Raw genomic sequence first — 23,332 nt, 5'->3', positions numbered from 1 at the left:
TTTTATGTCAGAACATCATGATCATAGCCATGCGGTTGTTACTGAAGAAAATAGTAAGAAGTTAATGGTTGCCTTAGGTTTAACGACTACTTTTTTAATAGTAGAAGTTGTCGCTGCTTTTATTACCCAAAGTTTAGCATTACTGTCTGATGCCGCTCACATGTTTACTGATGTAGCCGCATTAGCTATTGCTCTTGCTGCTATCAAAATTGGTAAAAAAGCCGCAGATGATAAAAGAACTTTTGGCTATCAGCGATTCGAAATTTTAGCGGCTCTGTTTAATGCAGTGATGCTTTTTGTGGTGGCGATATATATTGTCTATGAAGCTTACCAACGCTTTACGCATCCTGCTGAAATTCAAAGTGTTGGAATGATGATTGTCGCAGTCATTGGTTTGGTCATAAATTTGATTTCAATGAAAATCCTTTCTGCGAGTGCTCAAGAAAGTCTAAATGTGAAAGGCGCATATTTAGAAGTCCTTAGTGATGCACTGGGATCGATAGGCGTGATTATCGGAGGAGTGGTCATTTATTTTACCCAGTGGATGTGGGTAGATACCGTAATCGCTGTGTTAATTGGCTTCTGGGTTTTACCTCGAACTTGGGTTTTATTAAAACAAAGTATCCATATTTTGCTTGAAGGGGTTCCTGATGAGATTGATATTGAGTCGTTAAGAAATGATTTATTGATGCTAGAGGGTGTTGAAGGGATTCATCAGTTGAAAGTCTGGGCTATATCTTCAAAAAACATTCATTTAACTGCTCATTTGGTTGCTCCTAATAGCGATCCAGATCAGCTCTATCAAAAGGCCTTAGACGTTCTAAAACATAATCATAGTATTACTGAAATTACGTTACAAATAGAAAGTAAGGAATGTAATACATTGGAACAGCATAAACATTAAAGTGCTGCTCTTTCTACATAATGGACAGATGACTAGGCTGATAAACCTTACCATTTTCCTGTATTACACTTCTATTTATCACACGCACTTTAAACACCATCCTGAGACATTTTAAAATTACAAGAATGTAATTTATGAGTCCTCTGGGTGTTAATTCTTTAAAGTTAGAATATCTAACAAGTATTAAATGAGAGTAAATAAACATGCTATTCAAAAATAAATTTTGTACTAAATTACTGTTAATTAGTGCATTCTTTAGTATCGCAAGTTTTAGTTATGCAGATGGCGGCTTGTTATTTCTTGAAAAGAATTTAAAAGCTTCTAAAGTTGAAAATTCTAAACAAAAACAAGTTAAAAATAATGAATCAAATGAATCAAATGAATCAAATGAATCAAATGAATCAAATGAATCAAATGAATCAAATGAATCAAATGAATCAAATGAATCAAATGAATAGTTGGGTTGCATAAATAAATCAATTAGACTTATTCATTCAGCAATATAATTCCTGAATGAATAAGTTTATAACTAAAACCGGCTTTGTTGCATAAACATTCAAAAGCTGAGTTTTCCCCAATCCATTCAAATTTAAGTGACAACTTGGGTGTGAGGTCTACCTAATTCCGTAAATCTATTCAGAACTGCCACACGCGCATGAACTTCATTGACCTGACTTTGAAAATGTCTTGCCGTCAGCTTATCTCCTAATAATTTGATGCAATGCATCTTGGTTTCCACCAAACTGCGACGGTGATAGCCCGACCATTTTTTCCATAGGGTTCTGCCTAAATGCTTAACCGTTTGAAGTAACTCATTTCGTTCTATTGAACTGATTTTAGAATCTTTCCAGGGCTTGGCATTCTTCCTGGGTGGAATTACGGCACTGTTGCAAATAACCACGAATGGTAAGCTGAAGACTGTTTTAGCTAAAGGTGCAGCATATGAATCCTTTCCATGGTCGGCATTTTCAGGGCGAAATCATTCTTTGGGCTGTGCGCTGGTATTGTAAATATGGCATTAGCTATCGTGAACTGCAGGAAATGCTGGCTGAACGGGGTGTGAATGTTGATCACACGACTATTTACCGTTGGGTTCAACGTTATGCTCCTGAAATAGAAAAACGTTTACGCTGGTATTGGCGTAATCCTACAGATCTGAGCTCGTGGCATATTGATGAAACCTATGTAAAAGTGAATGGACGATGGTCTTATCTGTATCGTGCAGTCGATCAACGTGGCGATACCATTGATTTTTATCTTTCTTCTAGACGTAATACCAAATCAGCATATTGTTTTCTTGGAAAAATTTTAAATAATGTGAAGAAGTGGCAAATTCCACAAGTGATCAACACGGATAAAGCACCCACATATGGACGTGCTTTATCACGGTTAAAACGGGAAGGTAAATGTCCACCAGACCTTGAGCACAGGCAGATTAAGTATAAAAATAACGTGATTGAATGTGATCATGGCAAGCTAAAGCGGATCATCAGGGCCACATTAGGATTCAAATCTATGAAGACGGCTTATGCCACAATTAAAGGTATTGAAGTCATGCGTGCACTACGTAAAGGACAAGCATCGTCATTTTATTATGGTCAGCCTCAGGGTGAAGTGTGTCTAATCAACAGGGTTTTCGGTCTCTAAGTACTTTTTAAAGGGAACATCATCGACTCAAATCTCTATTTGCAACAGTGCCTGGTGATAAAAAGCTAATTCTACCTGTACCACAAGTCATTGATTGGTTAACAGATCTACTAGGAACAGATGTAGACAATGTTGCCAACCATAGCCTAGATATAGACATTCAAAATTTACGACGCTCTCTCTATAATTGGAAGAATGGTTCTAATACTATTCGTTATAGCTCGATTTATGAATATTTTCCAGAAGAGTCGACCTTAGATTTTAAAGGTGTATTTATTCTAGATGAAACTGTCACTCTTGATGAGCAATTTAACCAAGCATTAGCTTTCATCAACAAAAAAGACCTAAATGCTCAAAAGCTTAAATTTGAACTTCCATTGTCTGAGGAAGCCCTTACCGATATTTTGCAGGGGAATGTAAATGTTAAAGAGAAAATTAGATTAATCGAATGCTTATTAAATCGCTATTCAGCACCTTCTATAGACGTTATTCGCCAACGACTTATTGTCGCTAGTGTAGTGCAGGATATTTATCACCGATTAGTCAATTCTCTGTGTCCTGACGTAGATAAGTATTGTGTTGACATCAAGAAAAATAAAGTCCTACAACTATTTGTATTATATAAAGGTGTTTATAACCTTACTATCGAGGCATGGAGAAATTGTAGAGGTAAAGGTGAATTTGCGGAAGATATGTGGTTTGAAGCTCATTTACCTGAATGGGATAAACAAAGCATATTTCTTTCAATTATACCCTCTAGTAAAGAAACAGCTATTGATGAGCTAGCAACGTATCTGAGCTATAGCTTCCGTATCAATGCAAGCGATGCACTTGATGATGTAATTGGTCATGATCAGGAATCATGTGCTGAAATTGCTGAACGCACTCTACTTAAACTGCATCACTTTTATGAAGAACAAACCAAAGTTCAAGATCTAAAAAGTCGTATGCAACAGAGCTCACCATGGAGAGCATTACAAAATGAGCAGAATTATTGGGTAGTAAGTGGCGTAGCTCAGTCAATAGATATACCGATTCGATTGAAAGAAATGACCACTAAGCGTATGAGAGAATTGGCTAATACGCCTATAGAGAAAATTCTAGTTGTTATTCCGGAGCTTGCTTACTATTTAAATGGTGAAAGTAAAAATAGACCTAAAGATTGCAAAAATAAGGTTGATGCTTTACTTGATGAAGCAGAAAAAACCGAAGGATATGATTTATGGAAGTTTGCCATTTTGCAGTACAAAGCTAAACACTTATTGGCACAAAATAATTTTGATGAGGCATCAAAATATTTCAGAGATGCACTGGAAGAAAGTTTTAAATGTAGTTATGGCCTAATAACTGGAGAAATTGCACGAGATTGTTTAGCCATAGCGGTAGCGAATCAAAAACTTATCACGAACAATCACGAAAAATATTATCGTGAAATGCTTAGTGGTGGAATAATAGAAAGTGATCAAATTCCTTCTATAGAGGAAGTAGCACGCTGGGCATACTCTTATTTTTGGGAAGATCTTTATAAACCGTATCCTGGAATCAAGCCTCAACAACCGCTCAGTAAAACTCTAGTCAAACCGGCGTTGGATAAACTTTTTCCTTTGCTAGAAAAAAATAATTTAGCAGGGTTGAAGGATTGGCTAAATTCTAATAATACTTTGTTTAAATCTAATCTGCCTGACGTTGAAGGTAACTCAATGCTCATGCTGATGCTAAAATTATTTTTTGAAGCTCAAAAATTAATGGATGCGAAGATATTAGAGGTTTGGGAAAACTTCTTAAAAGATCTTTTTGAAAAATATCCAGAACAACTGAATATTTCTGATCTTAAAGGCCAAACACCATTAATGTTGGCTGTTGAAGCTCGTGAAACGATGTTAGTTGAACAAATGTTGGCAGCTGGAGCAAATGCGAATATTGAAAATTATCAAGGGATGACTGCGTTGCATACGGCCTGTAAAATTCAAACTCCCCAAATTTTTGATGCCTTTTGCACTGAGTCTTCCGATTGGAATGTGAGAACAGTAGATGGAAGATTACCGTTACATACTGCTTGTTGGTCTGGAAATATTTATGCTGTCAAAAAGTTGGTAGTATTGGTGCCAAATCAACTTTGGGAAAAAGATCATGCTGAATTTACACCACTAGAATTGGTTGAATATCTGATTGAAGAACCTGAAGCTCTAGCCATTTTAGCAAAAATTAGTCAAGAAAATGGCTATTCCTGTGGCTCAAAACAAGAACTTGTAAAAATTGTGGAAGTTCTTGAACAAGCTATCCTTTTGAAATGCTAATTAATTAAATAATTACCCCTGAGCAGAAATTCCGCTCAGGGAAGGCTATTCAAAAGGTGTGATGGTGCACTCAGACCAAGGTAGTCAGGTAATCCCCCTAAAAATAATAGGACCTAAAAGTAGAATTTCCTCTTAAAGTATAGGCAGGAGATTCTGCATGAAAACATCTAAATTTACTGACAGCCATATCATGGCTATATTAAAGCAAGCGGAAAGTTTGGCACACCTGTTGCTGCCCTTTGTTGTGAACACGGTCTTCTATAAATGGCGTGCCAACAAAGATGTATGCATACATCTTTGTTGGCACGGATGAAAGTGTTAGAATATGTCGTACAAAAAGGAAAGGCTAAATTTTTAAATTAGGTGACACTCTATTCAAGTTTTGTTGCATAAATTACTCTGTTAAGGTTAATTCAAGCTAGGATCGATCCAGAGTTATTCATATATTTTAATATGTAAGATTATCAATACTGTATTTCTAAAATATTTTTAAGAGCATTTAATTCAGCTCTTAATAAAATTAATTCCTTTTTCTTGTTTTTTATTAATGTGCCTATAGCATCTGAAATTATTGGAAATTTTCCAGAATATGAATAATAAGCATTTATTTCATTGTGTAACAATTCAATATTATCCAAGACATTATTATGTTCAATTAAAAGGTTTTTTCGAATTAATTCATTAGTATCTAATGAACTGAAATTTAAAATTTCTTCTTTTGAATAGTTTGACGTATATCTATATGTACAGTTTTTTCGGTCAACGAGAATCATCCCAGATTCACCTAACTCTCTTATAATTAGATATATTTTTGAATAGTATTTTTTTGCACTAAATTCCGGGTAATATTGGATAAAAGATTGTCTTAAATCCTTAAACTCATAGCTAGTGAATGACATATTTGATAAAAATCCAAATAAACAATTTTTAAGCTGATGAGTATCTTACATATTTAATGACCTAAAAACTAATAAAATCAATCAAATATCCTATTTTGGGATATTTGATTTAATAGTACACCATCTTGAGCTATGAGCTCAATACATGATCCTAGATATAGAAAACTTATCAAAGCATTAATTCTTAAACGTGAGTTAAAAAATATAACTCAAGTGCAACTTGCTTCATCCTTAAAAAAACCACAATCCTATGTAGCAAAAGTTGAAAATTTCGAGAGGAGAATTGATGTATTGGAACTTCACGATTGGTTGAATGTGTTAGGAATTTCAATCGTCAACTTTTTAGAAGAAAATTTGTAATTCATTATTTTTCGGCTTTGTTGCATAAATATGTAAGCATCTGATTTAAATAAATTTAATTTTAGATCAAAAAATAATCAAAACTTTTAAAATCATATAGTTATGAAATCTTTGTGCAACAAAGCCTTATTTTTCTATAAAATAAATATTTTCTTTTTGATTTGAGCAGATATTCTCAGGGAATATATGCTGACAGGTTTTTGACTTTTCTTCTAACATAATAGTGTCTACTTTGATAAATATTTTTTCAAAAGATGTGGGGCTAAGAGATGATCGATCTTTAAATTTGTTCTTAATTTAACCTCCTCAATAATATCTATCAATGTTTCTGTATTTTGATTCAGCTGTGATTCCAACTCATTTATTTGAGAATGCAGATTTTTATTGGTATCAGTAAGCGCTTTTCTCGTTTTTTTATTTACATATAGTTGCTGTTCTTTAGTTTTTAGATTCAATGGTGCTATTTGCTCCACCATATAAAGACTAATAAGACTTTTTCTTTCAGCTGAACTCAAAGTACTAAGTCCCCCAGATATGTAGCCTCTGGCAGTTAAACGATCATGTAAGCTCTTATGAGAAATAGGGGACTTCTCAAAACCTTCAACCAACATCATTTGCAATTCTTGTTCAATGACTTCATCTAATTGTTTACCACGTAACATATCAGGCTTCCTTGGTTTCAATTTTTTGCTGTTCTATAGCGAATAGTTCACTTAAGGTTGTTGGTAATTTAGTAATAGCATCACCATAAGGAAAAACAGGAACAGGAGTTAAACTATTTTGCTTATCAAGTGCTTTTGTTTTTAAATCACTTAAATAAAGTATTTTTTTACGTAAGCCCTCAAGCATTTCGCTATAAGATGAATCATGGATTACGATTTGCTCTATTTGTACAAACTTATCTAGTAATTCATTCAAAGTATGTTGTAGGGCTTCTAATTCACCTTTACGTCCAGTTAAAGCAAAGTTTCCACATTGATCACCTGATTGGCATGCAAGACGTTTAGGACAATCGTGCACAGCCACATCACGCATACAACCACCAAAAGGTAAAGGGTGCAAACAAGCATGGCGTTGAACTAATGAGTTAGCCAATGATCGATCTTCTTTAACTAATTCATTAAAAGATTGAGCGATATCTTGAAAATATTCATCGAAGAAGGATTCCCTTATATAACTCGCTACTTCATTTTTCGAGTCAAAGGTTTGTAAATTCATCTTTAAATTATTTTCTAGATCCAATTTTTCTGAAAAGTACATTAATCCATCATGTTTTATAGAATCAATTGGATAGTCTGACTTTATTTCCTGTTTATCGTTTTTGTAAAGTGTCAATTCATATTTCTCTAACAAACTAGCTGTGACTTTACGTTGTTTTAACGCTAAGTGTTGATAATATTGATTTTGCTTTATATCTATGCGTCCCATGAGCATGGCCTGTAAATGTTCAGATATACCACTCAAAGCTAAAAAAGTATTTATATTATGTCGAGGAATATGTGTTGTTATCTTTGAGTATTCATCTTTATTTTCAAGTAAAAGGTATTTTTGGAAAATCGATATATTTCTGCCATTTCCAAAAAAATTATTAATTATTGTTGCATGAAATGGCATAATATTCGTTTTATTTGATAATACTTGCTTAACATTTGTAGATCTATATTCATGAATAAATAAAATGTCTTCAAATGGTAGGTTGATTAATTTATTTTCATAATTAAAAATATGATTAAACGGATTATCAATATTGTATGTTTTCAAACTAATCACATAATCATTTAAATCTTTTTTACTATAATATCGCTTAAATTGTTTTTCAGATTTATCAATGAAACTAGGTTTTAATCCAGTAAATCTAGCATTATCCATAATAACTCTACGTTTTGAGTCATTAGTTACTTTATACTCCTCATTGATACCAAAAAAATATTTAATTAAATCATCTATTTCAACAAAATCAGAATTAATATCATCAATCTCTTTAGGTAAAAAATCCTTTATATTTTTCCCGCGGATATATTTTATATAGTCTCGGTAGGGCTGTGTTAGAGATAATACATTTGAGAATATACTTTCTATAATAGGAACAGCAAGAGGTTCTACCCAATGAATACGGTAGCCAGAACCTTTTGCTCCATGATACTGAATGCCAACTGTGTATTGCTTAATGCCATCCAAAGCTAAATGCTCTTTGGTTAAAGGGTCAAGAATAGGTTTTTTTATCAAAGCATCAGTTTTTAAAAGAAAGGCTTCTGTAGAACGTAAACCAGTGACTATAAGTAATAGTAAAATATTTAGTACTATCTTTTCACCATTTGTACTACATAAGCTTATTAAAGAAACAATATTGATGAATGTTCGAATCGAAATGAGCTTATCCTTATCTAGATCATCTTCATCTAACTCTAATTGATCTATTAATGCTTTAGTTTTTCTAGCATTAGGGGTTCTATTTTGTCGATTTATGTATAAGTATTTTTGAGAAAATTCTAATGGTTGTTTAGTAAAAGCATAATGATTTATTATTTCTTGCAATCTTCTGTAAGTTCCAACATGGTCAGGCAGATTCATTCTACTTGAGTTTTCTGCCAAAATTTCAAAAGACTTATTTAAGATTAATGTTGATAACTGACAGGGATGTATGCTCTCGATTTTTTCAGTATATAAAGCGCTGTACCATCGTTTAAGAATTAAAAATTCTGCATAAAGTTTTTGAGGGGATGCTTTAGAATTGGACTTACGATAACTAAGAATGAGCACAGATTTAATAAACTCTTGAAAATCTGTATTTATAGTAGTGTTTTCAACACCTTTTAATCTTTTAATTGTGCTGAAAGTAAAATTTACTTTACCACTTCTTGACAGTAACCAACCAGATCCTATTGTACCACCATACCAAACTGAATCATTCCAATCCCATTTGAAGTTAGACTGCAAATTCTCATTAAAATAACTCTTTTGTTCATCTATAAAAATATTATATTTTTCATTGTTCATAAATATCATCCTTCTGTAATGCACAACGAGCTATTACGGATTCAATTTCGAATTTAGTTGACTCATGCACTCGTATCAATGGGTTTCTAGATACACCTATACCGTCTGATAATTTGATCAGATCATTGATTTCGCTTTGTATACTTTCTAAAATATGATTATGGTTAGCATCAATAAAAGGATAAAAGTACATACAGCCATAGCAATTACGAACTGGTTGAAATAAACAATTGTCTTCGTAGGAGCACCCACCAATATCGTAATGAATTTTGCTACCAATATTTCCTAGTACTTTTTTCTGTTGCCAATCTTTCTTATAAACGAGCCTTCCAGTCAGGAGCATGGCGATCATTTGTCGATATAAGGAATTTTTCCCAAGTGCCTGTGCTCTAATTTGAGCAAGTTCAGGGGTAGAGAAAATATAATGTCTAGCAGTTACAATAGAAGAATGACCTAAGATATAAGCAATTTCTTCAGCAGAAGCCCCAGCCATTGCCAAACTATAGCCAACATGATGCCTAAAATCAGAAAATGAGTACTTTTGCTTTATCATTTCATCTGCAAGAACAGCTTCTTTGTACTCTTCGGAAGCAAAATCAAATAATTGTGTATTAATCGCTTTTGAGCAAAAGCGTGCAGAATTTTCCCCTAAATCAAATAACTTATCTTTTGGACTTAAGTTAAATCTTTCGATATAAGCAATAATGATTTTAGCAACTTCTTCTGGTAATTTGACTGCGATCTTTTCATGTACATAACGTGATTGTTTCGCATAGGGAACTAGTATGCTATAGCGATGAAAATGATCTGTAGTGCGTGTGGTATCTATCTTTATGTCTTCAGCAGATAGTTTTGCTAATTGTACAGGTCTATGACCAGTTGCATACACCAAACCAAGTATTGATGAATAAAGTAATGTTTGTTTATCGATACCTTGAAAATCATCTTTGATAGCTTGGTTTAACTTGATAAAGCCTTGTTGAATCATTGAAATAAGAGGATAGTCGATCGTATCTTCGTATTGCTGGTAATATAAACTTGAATTAAATGCTTTAGGACGTTCAAGAAATTCCAACTCATATTCCTGATCAAGATCAAAGCATGAAAAGTTCTCGAGAAATAGTAGCTTCACTAAGAACTTAAAATGGTAATAGTATGTAGAATTATCGGCTTTTGCTAAATCAACCAGTAAAGATTTCGCATTCTGATAATCAAGCTTTAAGTCTCTAGTTTTTAGCGACTTTATTACAAAAGTGTAAGCTTGTAATTTAGCTTCAAGTGCAGATGGTGTATTAATTTGAATGTAATTAGCTAGAAAAAATTTAGCCAATTTTTTCTCTGACGTACTGAAGTTAGAGAAGTTTAAGTGAAGTTTTTTCCCTGAATATGAAAAATTCCAAACATCGTTAGATGTTTGAACGAACTTGCTATCAAATTTATCAGCTCTATAGAATCGGATGATTGCCGGTAAGTGTAAAGACTCTATGAGCCTAAGGTCAGCATCATGGAAAATAATAAAGTCACTAGGACTATCATCATTTTTTTCAAAATCTAGACTAAGTTGAGGTATATTCTTATCATTCATAATTTAATACTAGAATCAATTATCCGAGCCAAGTTCATAAAATTAGCACGTTCTACAATAAAGCGTTTACCATAATATATGGGCATTTTACTTGTAGGTGACCAACCACCTAAGGCTCTTAGATCATCCTGTGCATCTAGCAGAGCATCATTTACACTTTGCCTGAGATCAGAGTGACTATCATTTTCTTTCTTATACTTCTCAAAAGAAAAGCTTAACATCATATAAGCCCAAGAATGTCTACAAACGTGCGGAGTGAGACGTTCTATTGAATCATATGCTGAAGTATCAAAACACTCAGGTAATAATGCTTTTAATGACGAATCTACTTGATCAAATATCTTTTTAACACTGGCATAACTTAAAGCAGAATAGGGAGGCTTTAAGGATGTAAATAAGATATGTGAAGGAATTTCTTTTCGGATTTCATTTATATAGATTTGAAGAATTCTGTAGTCTCGTTCCTGCAGTTTAATTACTCGGTACGAATATTCATTTTTGATTTTTGGCTTTTTTGATCGATCATCGAACTCATCATCTGTATTTGTAATAATTAAACTAAAACTATGATTCTGAATTGATTTTTTAATAGAGTTGGTTGTTAGTAGCATAAGCTCACCAATTCTAAGACCATAGTTGAGCATGAGATGTATGATCAGAAAGTTTCTGAGTTGTACATTTTTAGATCTAAAAGGATTTAATTCATTGTATTTATTAGAGTTACTTGGTGAAATGACTGAATACAATCCTTTAATCATTTCCTGATTCATGCTCTTAAAATTATGATTTATCTCACTTTTAATTGTCTTATTGGCTTTTGAAAAATTATTTATAATTTTTTTCTTTATTGTCATATATTTATTCAAGTTTTCTTTAATTTTTTGAATTTCCTTCAACGTAAGTTGTGGCTGTGATTGCATGCTTAAGTATTCATTAATCAAGAAGTTGTAAAACTTTAAGAAGGATCTAACTCTATGACCAATTGTTGTGTAATTAATATGTTCTGAATTGCTTAGCCGTATAAGATTACTTTCAAGTTTTTTATTATTTTCTAAGTAAACAATGAAATTATCAATTTCACATTGAATGATCTCAAAATTATAGGATGTCGAATAGAACGACTCACAAAAGGACGTGGCAAACTTTTCAAACCAAAATTCATACCAAAATTTTATTGCGATTAAATCTGCATGCTGCGTAGAGATACTTTGAAATCTAAGAAATTTCATGGTGTACAGCATAGGGTACATACATGGACAGAATGAATCTAAATCAAATAAAAGAATAATTTGATTTTCGTTTGAGACTTTCTTTTCTAAATGAATTGTTTTTAAAGCAAACATAGTAAAGTTTATGAATTATTCTTAAGGTCAACATATCATATTTTATGATTGAAATAGAAATTAGTTAAGTTATTGAATCTTAGTTCAAGAAAGAAAAATATGAAGTTATTGTTAGGTGTATCGGATTTAACATAATATACATTATACGAAATGTTCTAAATTAAGCCTTTGATAATTAAGGGTTTTTCTTCGGCACTGGCTTAACACTGAAAATTTGCATCTGTGCACCAAACTTGGTTTGTTGCTCAACAAACTGAATTTCAACTTCCTGAGCATTATCAGCACATTCTTCTAATACAGCTTGAATCTGCTCAACTGGCATAACTCCAGCCGTTGGTGTTAAATTATATTTTTGTGGTGAAAATACCGTAGTTGATAAATAACACTTCTCTTTACCGTCTTTTTCAGTACGGTAAACAGATGGCAAAATGGTGCGTGTATTAAATTGAACTTGCATGATTTAAAACCTCTTTAGGCAACTAAATGTAAGCCACGTTTTGGGCTGTATTGTGAAACTGGAATTTGATAGTCAGATGGCTGCTGATCGCACATCTTAAGTTCAAGCAAACGAACGAATGGAATGACTTTGCCGTTTGGATTTTTATTTAAATTCTGTAGGTGTGATTTGCTAATATCGCAGTGTAAAAGTGAATTAACGCACTTATAAAATTGTGCTTCGCTATAAAGGTCTTTAGTAGCCTTTAAACCCATTTGACGAACCAATGAATAAAACTTCATTGCGTTGGTAGCTTTGGTATAACTTGGTTTACCAGTCTTGGTATAAGTAACTAACTTGGACTTAAGCAAATCCAAGATTTCTCCATCAGATGAAAAATTCATATATTTGCCCTTCATTGTGTCTAAGATCGGGTCGAAAGCTACGTGCCAGAGTCGTAGCAATAATTCTGGCTGTTCATGTTGCAAATTAATAAGCTGAAATAAATTTGACGGATAACCGTTTTTAGTTAGATAGGTTTTACAAATACGTCCTTCCATACGGACAACAGCATTAGAAAAAGGTAAAGCATCGTGCATTGCACAAACTAAAGCTTTAGAGCGCATACAGCCCTTGTCTGCTTGCTTTTGGATTTTATTTAATTGGCTTTTTACTTCTTCAAATTTGCCATAAGCCTTTGGACGTACACTGGCACCATCATTACCCCAAGTAATGTAATTTTCATATTTAACTTGGCGAGCCTTACGATGACCAGATGCAAGATTTGCCATGTAATCCAAAACAGGTTGAACCATATTCTGATGTGGCAATCTAAAAAGATAAGTCGTGTCTAAGCAAAGAACTTCTGTTTTATCTACATCAAGAATTGGTGCTAATTTCGGGAATGCTTCAAGCAACATGCCAAGCATGTGAAATGCACCAAGTTCAATTGAGTCAAAACCATAAACATTGTGCCCTTGGAGTAGCTTAAGTGGAGATGCTTTTATCTCGACATAAGGCACAGTGTTCATCGTATTTGTATAAAACTTCACAGCCATATCAGTGAAATCTGACGGAATGGCTTCATAAGGATGGTACAAGTCCCCTGTTATGGTCTGTCCATCATCGGTCTTACTAACGTGGCGAGTTGCAGCAGGAATTCCAAAGTCGCGAATATCACCATTAAATTGATGGTGATTGTCAAAACTACGCACATGCGTAGGAATGACTGGAATCGCTAAACGAAGGAAATCGAGCATAATTCTCCAAAAAGTTACCTAGTAACTCGGTTTAAAGAATTGTGCAAAATTACCAAGTAACTTGTCAACCATTAAAACAGGTTAATATTAAAAAAAGTTACCTAGTTATTTAGTTACAAGGCATTTACAAATGAGCAAAGTCTACAAAATTCGTAGTGAAGAAGTTGAAGACGTTAAAGAGACGCTAATGAAATTCGTCGTGCAAAAAAAATCATTAATGGCTGAAAGTGATGTAATTCACGCACTTATCAAATACCACCTTAAAAATCTAAAAGCTGACGAAGTTATAAAATACAGACAGGAAATACTTGGGAAAGATGAGTAAATAATAGACAATAAAAGGCTTAAATGCGAAACATTCTCAACAACTCTGAAAGCTCCGTTATATATAGCTCATAGAGCGAATTGCAAAAAACTTTCGAGAGTCAGGCACACTATTAGACAGTAGTGTGCCTAATCAAAAAGCAGTAGTCGCGGCGGAACAAGTTCCTGCCTGCGCCTACTACTACCTACTACTTACTAGGGCTAAAAAATGCAAGAAACAGCAATACAATTAAACAATATGAGTGCTGAAATACAATCAATGGTTTTTAGAATGATTTTAATGAAAGGAATTACAGCAATTATATTACTAGCAATACTTATATATGTAATTTATAAGTTAATTAAATACTATAAAAACAAAGATATAGAGATAAACTTTAGTTATAAAGAAAAAAATAAGATTGATGAAAGAAAAGAACCAAAACTATAAAAAGACTAATTTCGTATAATGCGGATTGATGTTAAATGCACTTCTCTGCCCTCTGCGATCCTAGCAACATTGACAAATAAAAAGCCCACTGGAGAGATTTACCAATGGGGTTTTTATTTGTAGCAATGTGAAGCGCAAGTAACATAATCACGGCAACATTATACGAAATCAGTCTAAATATTCTTTTTTAGATTCTTCCCAACGCTTAGGAAAAAATGCTTTTAAAGCACCACAAAAAATTACCATCAAAATTTTATAAAGAAAAATACCTAAGCAAACAGAAAATACTATTTCTAAATTAATCATTGATCTCTCCAGTGGCTATTGTGAAAGAATTCTACGAACCATTTCAAAAAATGGATAACAAATAGAAATGGAAATTAAATAGATAATCGAAAACGGCAAAAGAAAATCTTGATCCCCTGCAACCCCAATTGTGAATAGACACATCAAGTACAGAAAAAAGAAAACTAAGAAATAAAAACCAAGACTTTTCATAAATTCTCTCCAAAAGTTATATTTTTATTCGACGAAAATGGGAACCCCAACCCATTTTCTGGTACCTCCCGATCTAAGGCAAATGGGAGCTTGTAATCAGGGAAAAGAAATTCATTTTTACCACATTACATTAGTATTAACAGCTTGAGGTTGTGTAGCAATTTGCTGTACTTGAGGTTGTTGTAAATTATTAGCTTGGAGCTGCTGATCATTCTTAAAATAATTAAAAGGTCTATCACCATCATCTATGACACGACGACAAACGGACGGATCTACTTCAAGACGAGTGCCCTGCTGAGTATAAGCAACATATTTTCCATTCATTTTTACACAACCAGAGAAAACAGGTTTAGCGGTAACTTCATATTGAACCTGTACAGGCTTAAAAGGGTTTTCTGGAGCATAATCAATAACAATCTGATCCATATTATTACGTGTTGTTTGTTCTAATTCAGCATGACGAGCTGCTAAAAGATCAGGATTATACATTTCAGCACATTGCTGCTCAGTAAGATTCAATTGATCAATACATTTTGAGATATTAACTTTTAATTGATTTTCTGCTGAAAAGTTAGGGTTAGGTGCATTAGAATTGGATGGATTTGTATTTTCTGCCATTTGCTGCACAACCTCTTTATCACCATTAGTATTAATATATTTATTAAAGACAGGCGCACCGATCCAATAGACAAATGCCAAAGCACCACCAACCATAGCAAGGGAAGTGATTAACTTTCTAGGTACTTTAAATTTGTGAGTATCAACAACGGTTGATTCATAATAATCGAATACTTTTTTATTTGGGCGATAGATTGTAGTAGTACAGCCTTTTTTAATCGTAGCATTATCTATATTTTCAGGATCAGAACAGACTTGCTGCCATTCCCTTTTATTACTCCAAGGCATACCCTGAACACGTTGCATATGTATATGCTTTTCTAAAAGCCTTCTGATATGCGTATGGATAAACATAGGATGCTGAGTTACAACAAAAATATCTATACCTCTATGTCGATGCTTTTCTAATAAAGTCATCCACTGGGGTAATTCTTCTGTCTTGGCATTAGTGGGGACATCCCTAGTAAATTCCTGTACCTCATCAATGATAACCAAAGCACCATCCGGAACAGATGCCCATTCGTTGAAATGATCCAAAACATTAAGCTGATATTTTTCAGCCTGTAAACCTCGAAAATTACAGAAATAAACCAAACGGCCTTTTTGTATTTCATCAAGAGCCATAGACATTAAATAAGCAGATTTATAAGAACCTGGCTTACCTGTGATTAATTGAATAGCCATTTTTTATGATCCAGTATTAATACCAAAAGCACGGATAGCAATAGACATTATTTTTATGCTGAAACATGCAGAGGAAGTAGCAAGAAGAATAGAAATTGCATGAGGAAAATCTAAATACTGAATAACTTGTAAGGACGTTCCACCAATTGCAGAAAATTGGGAAACCTGATCAGTAATTTGAGAAGTCAAACGATCCATCAATGGCTGTACTGTATTCATTAAAAAATAATAAACGAGACCCGCAGTAGCAGCTCCAGTGACAAGTTTAGCCGTAACGGAAATAACTGAATAAAGTAAAACTAATAAAGGAATAGGCATTATATAGTTCTCACTGTAGCATCAAGCATTCTCAAACAAGTAAGAAGCACAACCAATTGAAAAAGAATTTTTACCAAAGCAAGAAGGCTGCACCACTGGGAAAGAGCAATATTTACAGGGCCGAAAATAGGAAGTTGAATCTGAAAATCAGTAAGACAAGAAGAAGAACCAAAAGTGAGCTTATTAGCTAAAGCATTAAGGGATGACTGTGCATTGGCTTGTGCATTTGTATAGCGTGAGTCATTAGAAGGCTGTCCAATTTGTTCAATTTCAGACTTTCCTTGATCACTAAATACATTCTTAATATCTTTGATATTTTTATCAATAGAATTAAGAACTTTATGATATTCACCAGTACAAGGCTTTCCGGAAGAACCAGTATTAGCACTGGAAGCTGAGACATCAGAATCAGAAGATTCATAAGAACTAACACAATCTTCTCCTGAACCAGTACCAGTACCATCACCTGAACCAGTACCTGTACCTGTACCTGTACCCGTATCAGACTTAGAAGTATTATCTTTAATATCTTTTAAAGTTTGATTCATCTCATTTAATGAAGAATCAAGATTTTTTGTTTGTTGTTTAATATCATTTAAATGTTGATTTGTAGTATCAGTCTTTAAATTAAGATCAATTAAATGCTTATTAATATCTTTGCTTAAATTATCAATTGAAGTTAATAATTCATTTTTTAAATTATTAATTTTAGATGAAACATCATTAACAGCTTTAACTACTGGAGTGAAATCAATATTAAAATTTGTATTGGTCGTAGTCGTAGTCGTAGTTGTTGAAGTAGATCCGTCCGGATTAGTAGTTGTATTTGAAGATGAAGAAGTAGAAGTAGATGTATTACTTGAAGAATTAGAACCTGTACCAGTACCTGAACCATCACCAGTACCTGAACTATCACCAGTACCTGAACCATCACCAGTACCTGAACCATCACCAGTACCAGTACCTGTACCTGTACCTGTAGAAGGTGAAGTTTTAATACAAATTAATTTGCCATTGTATTTTCCTGAAACATAACCTGATCCACAACCTTGGGGAGGACGGTCACAATAAGTAGCATTATTAGCACAACCCTTTTGAATAGGCGGGGTAGTATCTTCTGGGCAAACTATAGAACCATCGAATTGACGAGTACAATTATCATCAGGAGGGGTAAAACAACCACCGTAAGGATCTTTAGGATCACAAGGTGGGTTTTGTAATTCTTCTTTACAGTTCGGGTCTGGAGTTTTTGAAACAGACTCAAAAGTTGTTGTCAAATAACCATTTACAACTGGTGTATTATCTAATTTACCAACGTACTTACACATAGCACCATTGGTTGAAACGCATATACTTTTTTTAATTTGTGAATTATTAACATCTTGGGAAACAATCTTATAGTCAGGATACCAACATTGGGCAACAACCTTGTAGATCATTTCATATCTTAATTCAACATTTAAGGGATACTTTTGGGCACTACACTTATTTTGTTCGGCATTAAGACGGCCCTGAACTGAATCGGTAGGAGCTAGAGAAAGAGTAGGCTTAATACGTTGTATCCATTGGTCACAAACATCCTGTGGTGTTGAACCAAATATATCTAGTATTTTATAAGAATAAGTTTCAGAATATGAATTAGCAGAAAATAAAATAAAAAGTGATAATAATAAATATTTAAAAAATCTCATAAAATTCACTAATCCTTTAAATATTTAATTAAAAAAAAGGCGAGCCGAAGCCCACCCAAAAACTTAACTGAAAAATGCAGCCTTGACCCATTTGAAGATAACGGCAATACCGGCAAGCGCAAGCAAAGCAGTACCAACAGCAGTAATAGCAGCAGTACCGTCAGTTGTGAGATCGCCAACGATGGCAGAAACATCAACAGCAGCATTTGCATTAGAAGCAGCCAAAGCACCACCTAAAGTAGCACCCAAACCATAGACACGAGCATCTTTTAAGAATGCTTTAAAAGCAGTCTTACCAGTGCCATATTTGTTTTTTAAACCTTGTTCAAGTTGTAATTGATCCATGATAGACCCCTTTTATTTAAAACCCCATTAAACGGAGTATGATTTTAAAAACACCGTAAACACCCAGAAGAACAACAAACATGATCAAAAGAGAGCCAACGGCTTCACTGGAGAGATAAGCAATACAACTTGTCTGATCCGAAGAATAAAACATACAAATCATTTTGCTTTTCTCATTTTAAAAATGACTACAGGTGCAGCGATATGAAGAAGTACGCCAACAATAAAGAAGTACCAAACGAGCAACTGAATCATTATTTAAAATCCTATTTACACTGATAAAAATGGACACAGTAAGAAGCATGATTTTCGAATTGTTTTCCGCATTTCTTGCACTTATAAAAATACTGTGCCATGATTATTTTTACCTAAGTTATTGATTTAATTGACATATTATACATTATACGAAATGTTCTAAATTAAGCCTTTGATAATTAAGGGTTTTTCTTCGGCACTGGCTTAACACTGAAAATTTGCATCTGTGCACCAAACTTGGTTTGTTGCTCAACAAACTGAATTTCAACTTCCTGAGCATTATCAGCACATTCTTCTAATACAGCTTGAATCTGCTCAACTGGCATAACTCCAGCCGTTGGTGTTAAATTATATTTTTGTGGTGAAAATACCGTAGTTGATAAATAACACTTCTCTTTACCGTCTTTTTCAGTACGGTAAACAGATGGCAAAATGGTGCGTGTATTAAATTGAACTTGCATGATTTAAAACCTCTTTAGGCAACTAAATGTAAGCCACGTTTTGGGCTGTATTGTGAAACTGGAATTTGATAGTCAGATGGCTGCTGATCGCACATCTTAAGTTCAAGCAAACGAACGAATGGAATGACTTTGCCGTTTGGATTTTTATTTAAATTCTGTAGGTGTGATTTGCTAATATCGCAGTGTAAAAGTGAATTAACGCACTTATAAAATTGTGCTTCGCTATAAAGGTCTTTAGTAGCCTTTAAACCCATTTGACGAACCAATGAATAAAACTTCATTGCGTTGGTAGCTTTGGTATAACTTGGTTTACCAGTCTTGGTATAAGTAACTAACTTGGACTTAAGCAAATCCAAGATTTCTCCATCAGATGAAAAATTCATATATTTGCCCTTCATTGTGTCTAAGATCGGGTCGAAAGCTACGTGCCAGAGTCGTAGCAATAATTCTGGCTGTTCATGTTGCAAATTAATAAGCTGAAATAAATTTGACGGATAACCGTTTTTAGTTAGATAGGTTTTACAAATACGTCCTTCCATACGGACAACAGCATTAGAAAAAGGTAAAGCATCGTGCATTGCACAAACTAAAGCTTTAGAGCGCATACAGCCCTTGTCTGCTTGCTTTTGGATTTTATTTAATTGGCTTTTTACTTCTTCAAATTTGCCATAAGCCTTTGGACGTACACTGGCACCATCATTACCCCAAGTAATGTAATTTTCATATTTAACTTGGCGAGCCTTACGATGACCAGATGCAAGATTTGCCATGTAATCCAAAACAGGTTGAACCATATTCTGATGTGGCAATCTAAAAAGATAAGTCGTGTCTAAGCAAAGAACTTCTGTTTTATCTACATCAAGAATTGGTGCTAATTTCGGGAATGCTTCAAGCAACATGCCAAGCATGTGAAATGCACCAAGTTCAATTGAGTCAAAACCATAAACATTGTGCCCTTGGAGTAGCTTAAGTGGAGATGCTTTTATCTCGACATAAGGCACAGTGTTCATCGTATTTGTATAAAACTTCACAGCCATATCAGTGAAATCTGACGGAATGGCTTCATAAGGATGGTACAAGTCCCCTGTTATGGTCTGTCCATCATCGGTCTTACTAACGTGGCGAGTTGCAGCAGGAATTCCAAAGTCTCGAATATCACCATTATATTGATGGTGATTGTCAAAACTACGCACATGCGTAGGAATGACTGGAATCGCTAAACGAAGGGAATCGAGCATAATTCTCCAAAAAGTTACCTAGTAACTCGGTTTAAAGAATTGTGCAAAATTACCAAGTAACTTGTCAACCATTAAAACAGGTTAATATTAAAAAAAGTTACCTAGTTATTTAGTTACAAGGCATTTACAAATGAGCAAAGTCTACAAAATTCGTAGTGAAGAAGTTGAAGACGTTAAAGAGACGCTAATGAAATTCGTCGTGCAAAAAAAATCATTAATGGCTGAAAGTGATGTAATTCACGCACTTATCAAATACCACCTTAAAAATCTAAAAGCTGACGAAGTTATAAAATACAGACAGGAAATACTTGGGAAAGATGAGTAAATAATAGACAATAAAAGGCTTAAATGCGAAACATTCTCAACAACTCTGAAAGCTCCGTTATATATAGCTCATAGAGCGAATTGCAAAAAACTTTCGAGAGTCAGGCACACTATTAGACAGTAGTGTGCCTAATCAAAAAGCAGTAGTCGCGGCGGAACAAGTTCCTGCCTGCGCCTACTACTACCTACTACTTACTAGGGCTAAAAAATGCAAGAAACAGCAATACAATTAAACAATATGAGTGCTGAAATACAATCAATGGTTTTTAGAATGATTTTAATGAAAGGAATTACAGCAATTATATTACTAGCAATACTTATATATGTAATTTATAAGTTAATTAAATACTATAAAAACAAAGATATAGAGATAAACTTTAGTTATAAAGAAAAAAATAAGATTGATGAAAGAAAAGAACCAAAACTATAAAAAGACTAATTTCGTATAATGCGGATTGATGTTAAATGCACTTCTCTGCCCTCTGCGATCCTAGCAACATTGACAAATAAAAAGCCCACTGGAGAGATTTACCAATGGGGTTTTTATTTGTAGCAATGTGAAGCGCAAGTAACATAATCACGGCAACATTATACGAAATATAAGTCATTTATAAAAAGCCACATATCCGTAGCTTCTTATGAATAACTTACAAGACTTCAAACTCAATACGACGGTTTTTCTTACGTCCATCTGCGGTTGCATTATCTGCTACAGGTTTACTTGAGCCTAGACCTTCAATACTTAAACTTTCTGCAGCAATACTTTTAGCTATCAAATATTTTTTCACTGCAGCCGCGCGTTGCTGACTCAGCACCAGATTTTTTTCTACATCACCTGAACTGTCTGTATGACCAATAATCTTCACTTTCTTGCCACCAACTTTATGTAAAGCCACAGCCATTTCATCCAGAATTTTGGTTCCAGACGCTGCCAATATTGCACTGCCAGATTCAAACTCGATAATTCGGTTTTTTAAAGTATGATCAATGATTTGCTGTTCAGCTAGATTTACCGTTAATTGTGCATTGAAACGATATGGTGTTTGTAGCAGATTCTGAAAATATGCAGTTGTGGGCTGTATTTTATTTTGATCTGACATTTTCCCCATCAATTCCACCTGTGTACCACGAACAGTTAATTTTCCTTGTTTAACTTTGTTCAATTCTGGAAGAATGATTTTGGTCACGGAATCCCCCCAGCCATTTGGTGCAGATACAGGACGAACTCTAATTTTATCAATTACTTGATTGGCACCATACACACCGTACATTTTATTTAAAATCAGTTGTTTAGTCGCTTCATTAGGTACAGCACCTTCAATAACAACAGGCTCTGCATAAGCCACCATACTTAAGCTGTAACTTAAAAAAAATGTATAAAATATGCTTTTAATATATTGTTTTTTCATAATATTTTTATTCTTGTATAAATGTTTGTCTAAACAGTTTTATCGCTTGAATTAAGCTAAGTTGGCGCTCATTCAAGACTTGTTCCAAGGCTGCTAAACCTGCGTTTTGTTCTAAATAAGCATCAATCCAGTTAGCTTGGACCAATGAAACCCAATGTGGTGAATCCAAGTTCTGATTAATTATTTCACTTAATGCAATGATATCGGCACCTTGGAATCCCAATAACAAGACTGGTGAATCACCATGTAAAATTCCGATAAAGAGTTCAACATTGTGTTGAGCGATAAAATGACTTATCAAATTGACCCAAAAAGCAGCAATTTCATAGCAATATATTGAATTATTGATAGGTAAAATCAGTCCTTTTTTTAATCGTATGGTTCCTTGCTGAATCACAGGCTGTAATAACAAACCCAGAGCTATCATACTTTGAGCAAGTTCATAAGCACTTAATTTCATTAAGTGTGCAAATGAATACATCGTATGCTGCTCGTAAAAATCTGCAATTTCTATATTGGTAAACACCTGAATTTTACTGCTTAATTTATCTAACTTATCCAGTAAAATCTCAGGATCACGTATCGAGCGCATACCCTGATTTTGTTGAAATAAGTCAATCAAAGTCTGCTTATAGCACGCTGGTGCGTAAAAAATATTGTCCTGCGGCCATTCAACTTCCAATAAATGACTGAGCACCATGGGAAATTGACGCCCAGAACTATCTTCACTGCTAATCAGATTCGCCACCAGAAACTTCGCTTCATGTGGATTGGCAATAAAGAAATCTAATGTCGGTAATTGTACATAAGCTGAATCAAAATCAGGTGATTGCATGGCATGTTCCAGCGCCTCAGTAATCCATTGATTGAGCAATTGAATTAAAGAAGACTGACCACGTGTTTTCAGGAAATCTCCCCGTGCCGGATATTTGCCATAATACAGTGGCAGAGTTTTCATGGTATGCATCTACACTCTCCTGCTCTTTTTATGACCCTCATCATGAGTTGTG

The 23,332-nt window shown here is 34.1% G+C and carries 24 protein-coding genes and 3 pseudogenes; 10 read left to right on the top strand and 17 right to left on the bottom strand.

The features are described 5' to 3' along the window. Positions 1 to 4 precede the first annotated feature (4 nt). Together FB6_RS14285 and FB6_RS14280 are read left to right on the top strand one after the other, a co-directional pair. The gene (locus FB6_RS14285; RefSeq protein ID WP_174560616.1) at positions 5 to 904 is read left to right on the top strand and encodes a cation diffusion facilitator family transporter; all 900 of its coding nucleotides are present in this window, start codon (positions 5 to 7) and stop codon (positions 902 to 904) included. 203 nt (positions 905 to 1,107) lie between these two features. Next, positions 1,108 to 1,287, top strand: a pseudogene (locus FB6_RS14280) (hypothetical protein); the annotation flags it as partial. 206 nt (positions 1,288 to 1,493) lie between these two features. Here the strand turns inward: FB6_RS14280 and FB6_RS14275 are convergent. Continuing rightward, a pseudogene (locus tag FB6_RS14275) lies at positions 1,494 to 1,787 on the bottom strand (IS5/IS1182 family transposase); the annotation flags it as partial. 59 nt (positions 1,788 to 1,846) lie between these two features. Between FB6_RS14275 and FB6_RS14270 the strand changes: the two are divergent. The 3 genes and pseudogenes from FB6_RS14270 to FB6_RS16745 all read left to right on the top strand — a co-directional run. Next, a complete protein-coding gene (locus FB6_RS14270; RefSeq protein WP_001067784.1) occupies positions 1,847 to 2,551 on the top strand; it encodes an IS6-like element IS1006 family transposase in 705 nt (234 codons plus the stop codon). Between the two features lie 47 nt (positions 2,552 to 2,598). Next, positions 2,599 to 4,848, top strand: coding sequence for an ankyrin repeat domain-containing protein (locus FB6_RS14265; protein ID WP_174560615.1), 2,250 nt, complete (start codon positions 2,599 to 2,601; stop codon positions 4,846 to 4,848). Positions 4,849 to 5,005: 157 nt separating this feature from the next. Further along, positions 5,006 to 5,172, top strand: a pseudogene (locus tag FB6_RS16745) (transposase); the annotation flags it as partial. Between the two features lie 140 nt (positions 5,173 to 5,312). Here FB6_RS16745 and FB6_RS14260 read toward each other — a convergent pair. Next, positions 5,313 to 5,747, bottom strand: coding sequence for a hypothetical protein (locus FB6_RS14260; protein WP_174560614.1), 435 nt, complete (start codon positions 5,745 to 5,747; stop codon positions 5,313 to 5,315). 132 nt (positions 5,748 to 5,879) lie between these two features. Between FB6_RS14260 and FB6_RS14255 the strand changes: the two genes are divergently transcribed. Beyond that, the gene (locus tag FB6_RS14255; protein ID WP_174560613.1) at positions 5,880 to 6,107 is read left to right on the top strand and encodes a helix-turn-helix domain-containing protein; all 228 of its coding nucleotides are present in this window, start codon (positions 5,880 to 5,882) and stop codon (positions 6,105 to 6,107) included. Between the two features lie 227 nt (positions 6,108 to 6,334). Here FB6_RS14255 and FB6_RS14250 read toward each other — a convergent pair whose 3' ends face one another. The 6 genes from FB6_RS14250 to FB6_RS14225 form a co-directional block, all read right to left on the bottom strand. Beyond that, entirely contained in the window at positions 6,335 to 6,769 is a 435-nt protein-coding gene (locus FB6_RS14250; protein ID WP_174560612.1) for a hypothetical protein, read from the bottom strand. A gap of 1 nt (position 6,770) precedes the next feature. Next, positions 6,771 to 9,104 (bottom strand): hypothetical protein, encoded by a 2,334-nt coding sequence (locus tag FB6_RS14245; RefSeq protein WP_174560611.1) that lies wholly within the window; start codon positions 9,102 to 9,104, stop codon positions 6,771 to 6,773. Beyond that, a complete protein-coding gene (locus FB6_RS14240; protein WP_218947996.1) occupies positions 9,094 to 10,689 on the bottom strand; it encodes a site-specific integrase in 1,596 nt (531 codons plus the stop codon). Before FB6_RS14240 ends, FB6_RS14245 begins: the two co-directional genes overlap by 11 nt. Next, the gene (locus FB6_RS14235) at positions 10,686 to 12,032 is read right to left on the bottom strand and encodes a site-specific integrase (RefSeq protein WP_047472183.1); all 1,347 of its coding nucleotides are present in this window, start codon (positions 12,030 to 12,032) and stop codon (positions 10,686 to 10,688) included. Before FB6_RS14235 ends, FB6_RS14240 begins: the two co-directional genes overlap by 4 nt. A 175-nt stretch (positions 12,033 to 12,207) precedes the next feature. Beyond that, the gene (locus FB6_RS14230) at positions 12,208 to 12,489 is read right to left on the bottom strand and encodes a hypothetical protein (RefSeq protein WP_174560604.1); all 282 of its coding nucleotides are present in this window, start codon (positions 12,487 to 12,489) and stop codon (positions 12,208 to 12,210) included. A 14-nt stretch (positions 12,490 to 12,503) separates the two neighbouring features. Further along, on the bottom strand, positions 12,504 to 13,727 hold the full coding sequence (locus FB6_RS14225) for a phage/plasmid replication protein, II/X family (RefSeq protein WP_174560610.1): 1,224 nt from the start codon (positions 13,725 to 13,727) through the stop codon (positions 12,504 to 12,506). Between the two features lie 130 nt (positions 13,728 to 13,857). Between FB6_RS14225 and FB6_RS14220 the strand changes: the two genes are divergently transcribed. Beyond that, entirely contained in the window at positions 13,858 to 14,052 is a 195-nt protein-coding gene (locus tag FB6_RS14220) for a hypothetical protein (protein ID WP_174560602.1), read from the top strand. A gap of 207 nt (positions 14,053 to 14,259) precedes the next feature. After that, entirely contained in the window at positions 14,260 to 14,481 is a 222-nt protein-coding gene (locus FB6_RS14215; RefSeq protein ID WP_174560601.1) for a FeoB-associated Cys-rich membrane protein, read from the top strand. Positions 14,482 to 14,649: 168 nt separating this feature from the next. Here FB6_RS14215 and FB6_RS14210 read toward each other — a convergent pair whose 3' ends face one another. The 7 genes from FB6_RS14210 to FB6_RS14180 all read right to left on the bottom strand — a co-directional run bounded on the left by FB6_RS14210 (position 14,650) and on the right by FB6_RS14180 (position 20,589). Next, positions 14,650 to 14,787, bottom strand: a complete 138-nt coding sequence (locus FB6_RS14210; protein ID WP_174560609.1) for a hypothetical protein — start codon at positions 14,785 to 14,787, stop codon at positions 14,650 to 14,652. A 309-nt stretch (positions 14,788 to 15,096) separates the two neighbouring features. Beyond that, positions 15,097 to 16,281: a zonular occludens toxin domain-containing protein gene (locus FB6_RS14205; RefSeq protein WP_174560608.1), complete on the bottom strand. Its 1,185-nt coding sequence runs from the start codon at positions 16,279 to 16,281 to the stop codon at positions 15,097 to 15,099. A gap of 3 nt (positions 16,282 to 16,284) precedes the next feature. Further along, a complete protein-coding gene (locus FB6_RS14200) occupies positions 16,285 to 16,599 on the bottom strand; it encodes a DUF2523 domain-containing protein (RefSeq protein ID WP_174560607.1) in 315 nt (104 codons plus the stop codon). Next, the gene (locus FB6_RS14195) at positions 16,599 to 18,290 is read right to left on the bottom strand and encodes a hypothetical protein (protein ID WP_174560606.1); all 1,692 of its coding nucleotides are present in this window, start codon (positions 18,288 to 18,290) and stop codon (positions 16,599 to 16,601) included. The genes FB6_RS14200 and FB6_RS14195 overlap by 1 nt, the downstream gene beginning before the upstream one ends. Positions 18,291 to 18,353: 63 nt before the next feature. Beyond that, positions 18,354 to 18,635: a major capsid protein gene (locus FB6_RS14190; RefSeq protein WP_174560605.1), complete on the bottom strand. Its 282-nt coding sequence runs from the start codon at positions 18,633 to 18,635 to the stop codon at positions 18,354 to 18,356. 434 nt (positions 18,636 to 19,069) lie between these two features. Beyond that, positions 19,070 to 19,351: a hypothetical protein gene (locus tag FB6_RS14185; protein ID WP_174560604.1), complete on the bottom strand. Its 282-nt coding sequence runs from the start codon at positions 19,349 to 19,351 to the stop codon at positions 19,070 to 19,072. Positions 19,352 to 19,365: 14 nt separating this feature from the next. Next, complete coding sequence (locus FB6_RS14180; protein WP_174560603.1) at positions 19,366 to 20,589, bottom strand: phage/plasmid replication protein, II/X family; 1,224 nt, start codon at positions 20,587 to 20,589, stop codon at positions 19,366 to 19,368. Between the two features lie 130 nt (positions 20,590 to 20,719). Between FB6_RS14180 and FB6_RS14175 the strand changes: the two genes are divergently transcribed. After that, positions 20,720 to 20,914, top strand: a complete 195-nt coding sequence (locus FB6_RS14175; protein ID WP_174560602.1) for a hypothetical protein — start codon at positions 20,720 to 20,722, stop codon at positions 20,912 to 20,914. Positions 20,915 to 21,121: 207 nt separating this feature from the next. Beyond that, entirely contained in the window at positions 21,122 to 21,343 is a 222-nt protein-coding gene (locus FB6_RS14170; protein WP_174560601.1) for a FeoB-associated Cys-rich membrane protein, read from the top strand. A 217-nt stretch (positions 21,344 to 21,560) separates the two neighbouring features. Here the strand turns inward: FB6_RS14170 and FB6_RS14165 are convergent, their stop codons facing one another. Further along, complete coding sequence (locus FB6_RS14165; RefSeq protein WP_174560755.1) at positions 21,561 to 22,262, bottom strand: OmpA family protein; 702 nt, start codon at positions 22,260 to 22,262, stop codon at positions 21,561 to 21,563. A gap of 67 nt (positions 22,263 to 22,329) precedes the next feature. Then, positions 22,330 to 23,289, bottom strand: coding sequence for a type VI secretion system-associated protein TagF (tagF, locus tag FB6_RS14160; protein WP_174560600.1), 960 nt, complete (start codon positions 23,287 to 23,289; stop codon positions 22,330 to 22,332). Positions 23,290 to 23,332 lie beyond the last annotated feature (43 nt).

It is taken from the genome of Acinetobacter bouvetii (genome assembly GCF_902753875.1).
Classification (GTDB): Bacteria; Pseudomonadota; Gammaproteobacteria; order Pseudomonadales; family Moraxellaceae; genus Acinetobacter; species Acinetobacter bouvetii_A.
This window is presented reverse-complemented; position numbering and strand designations above follow the sequence as displayed.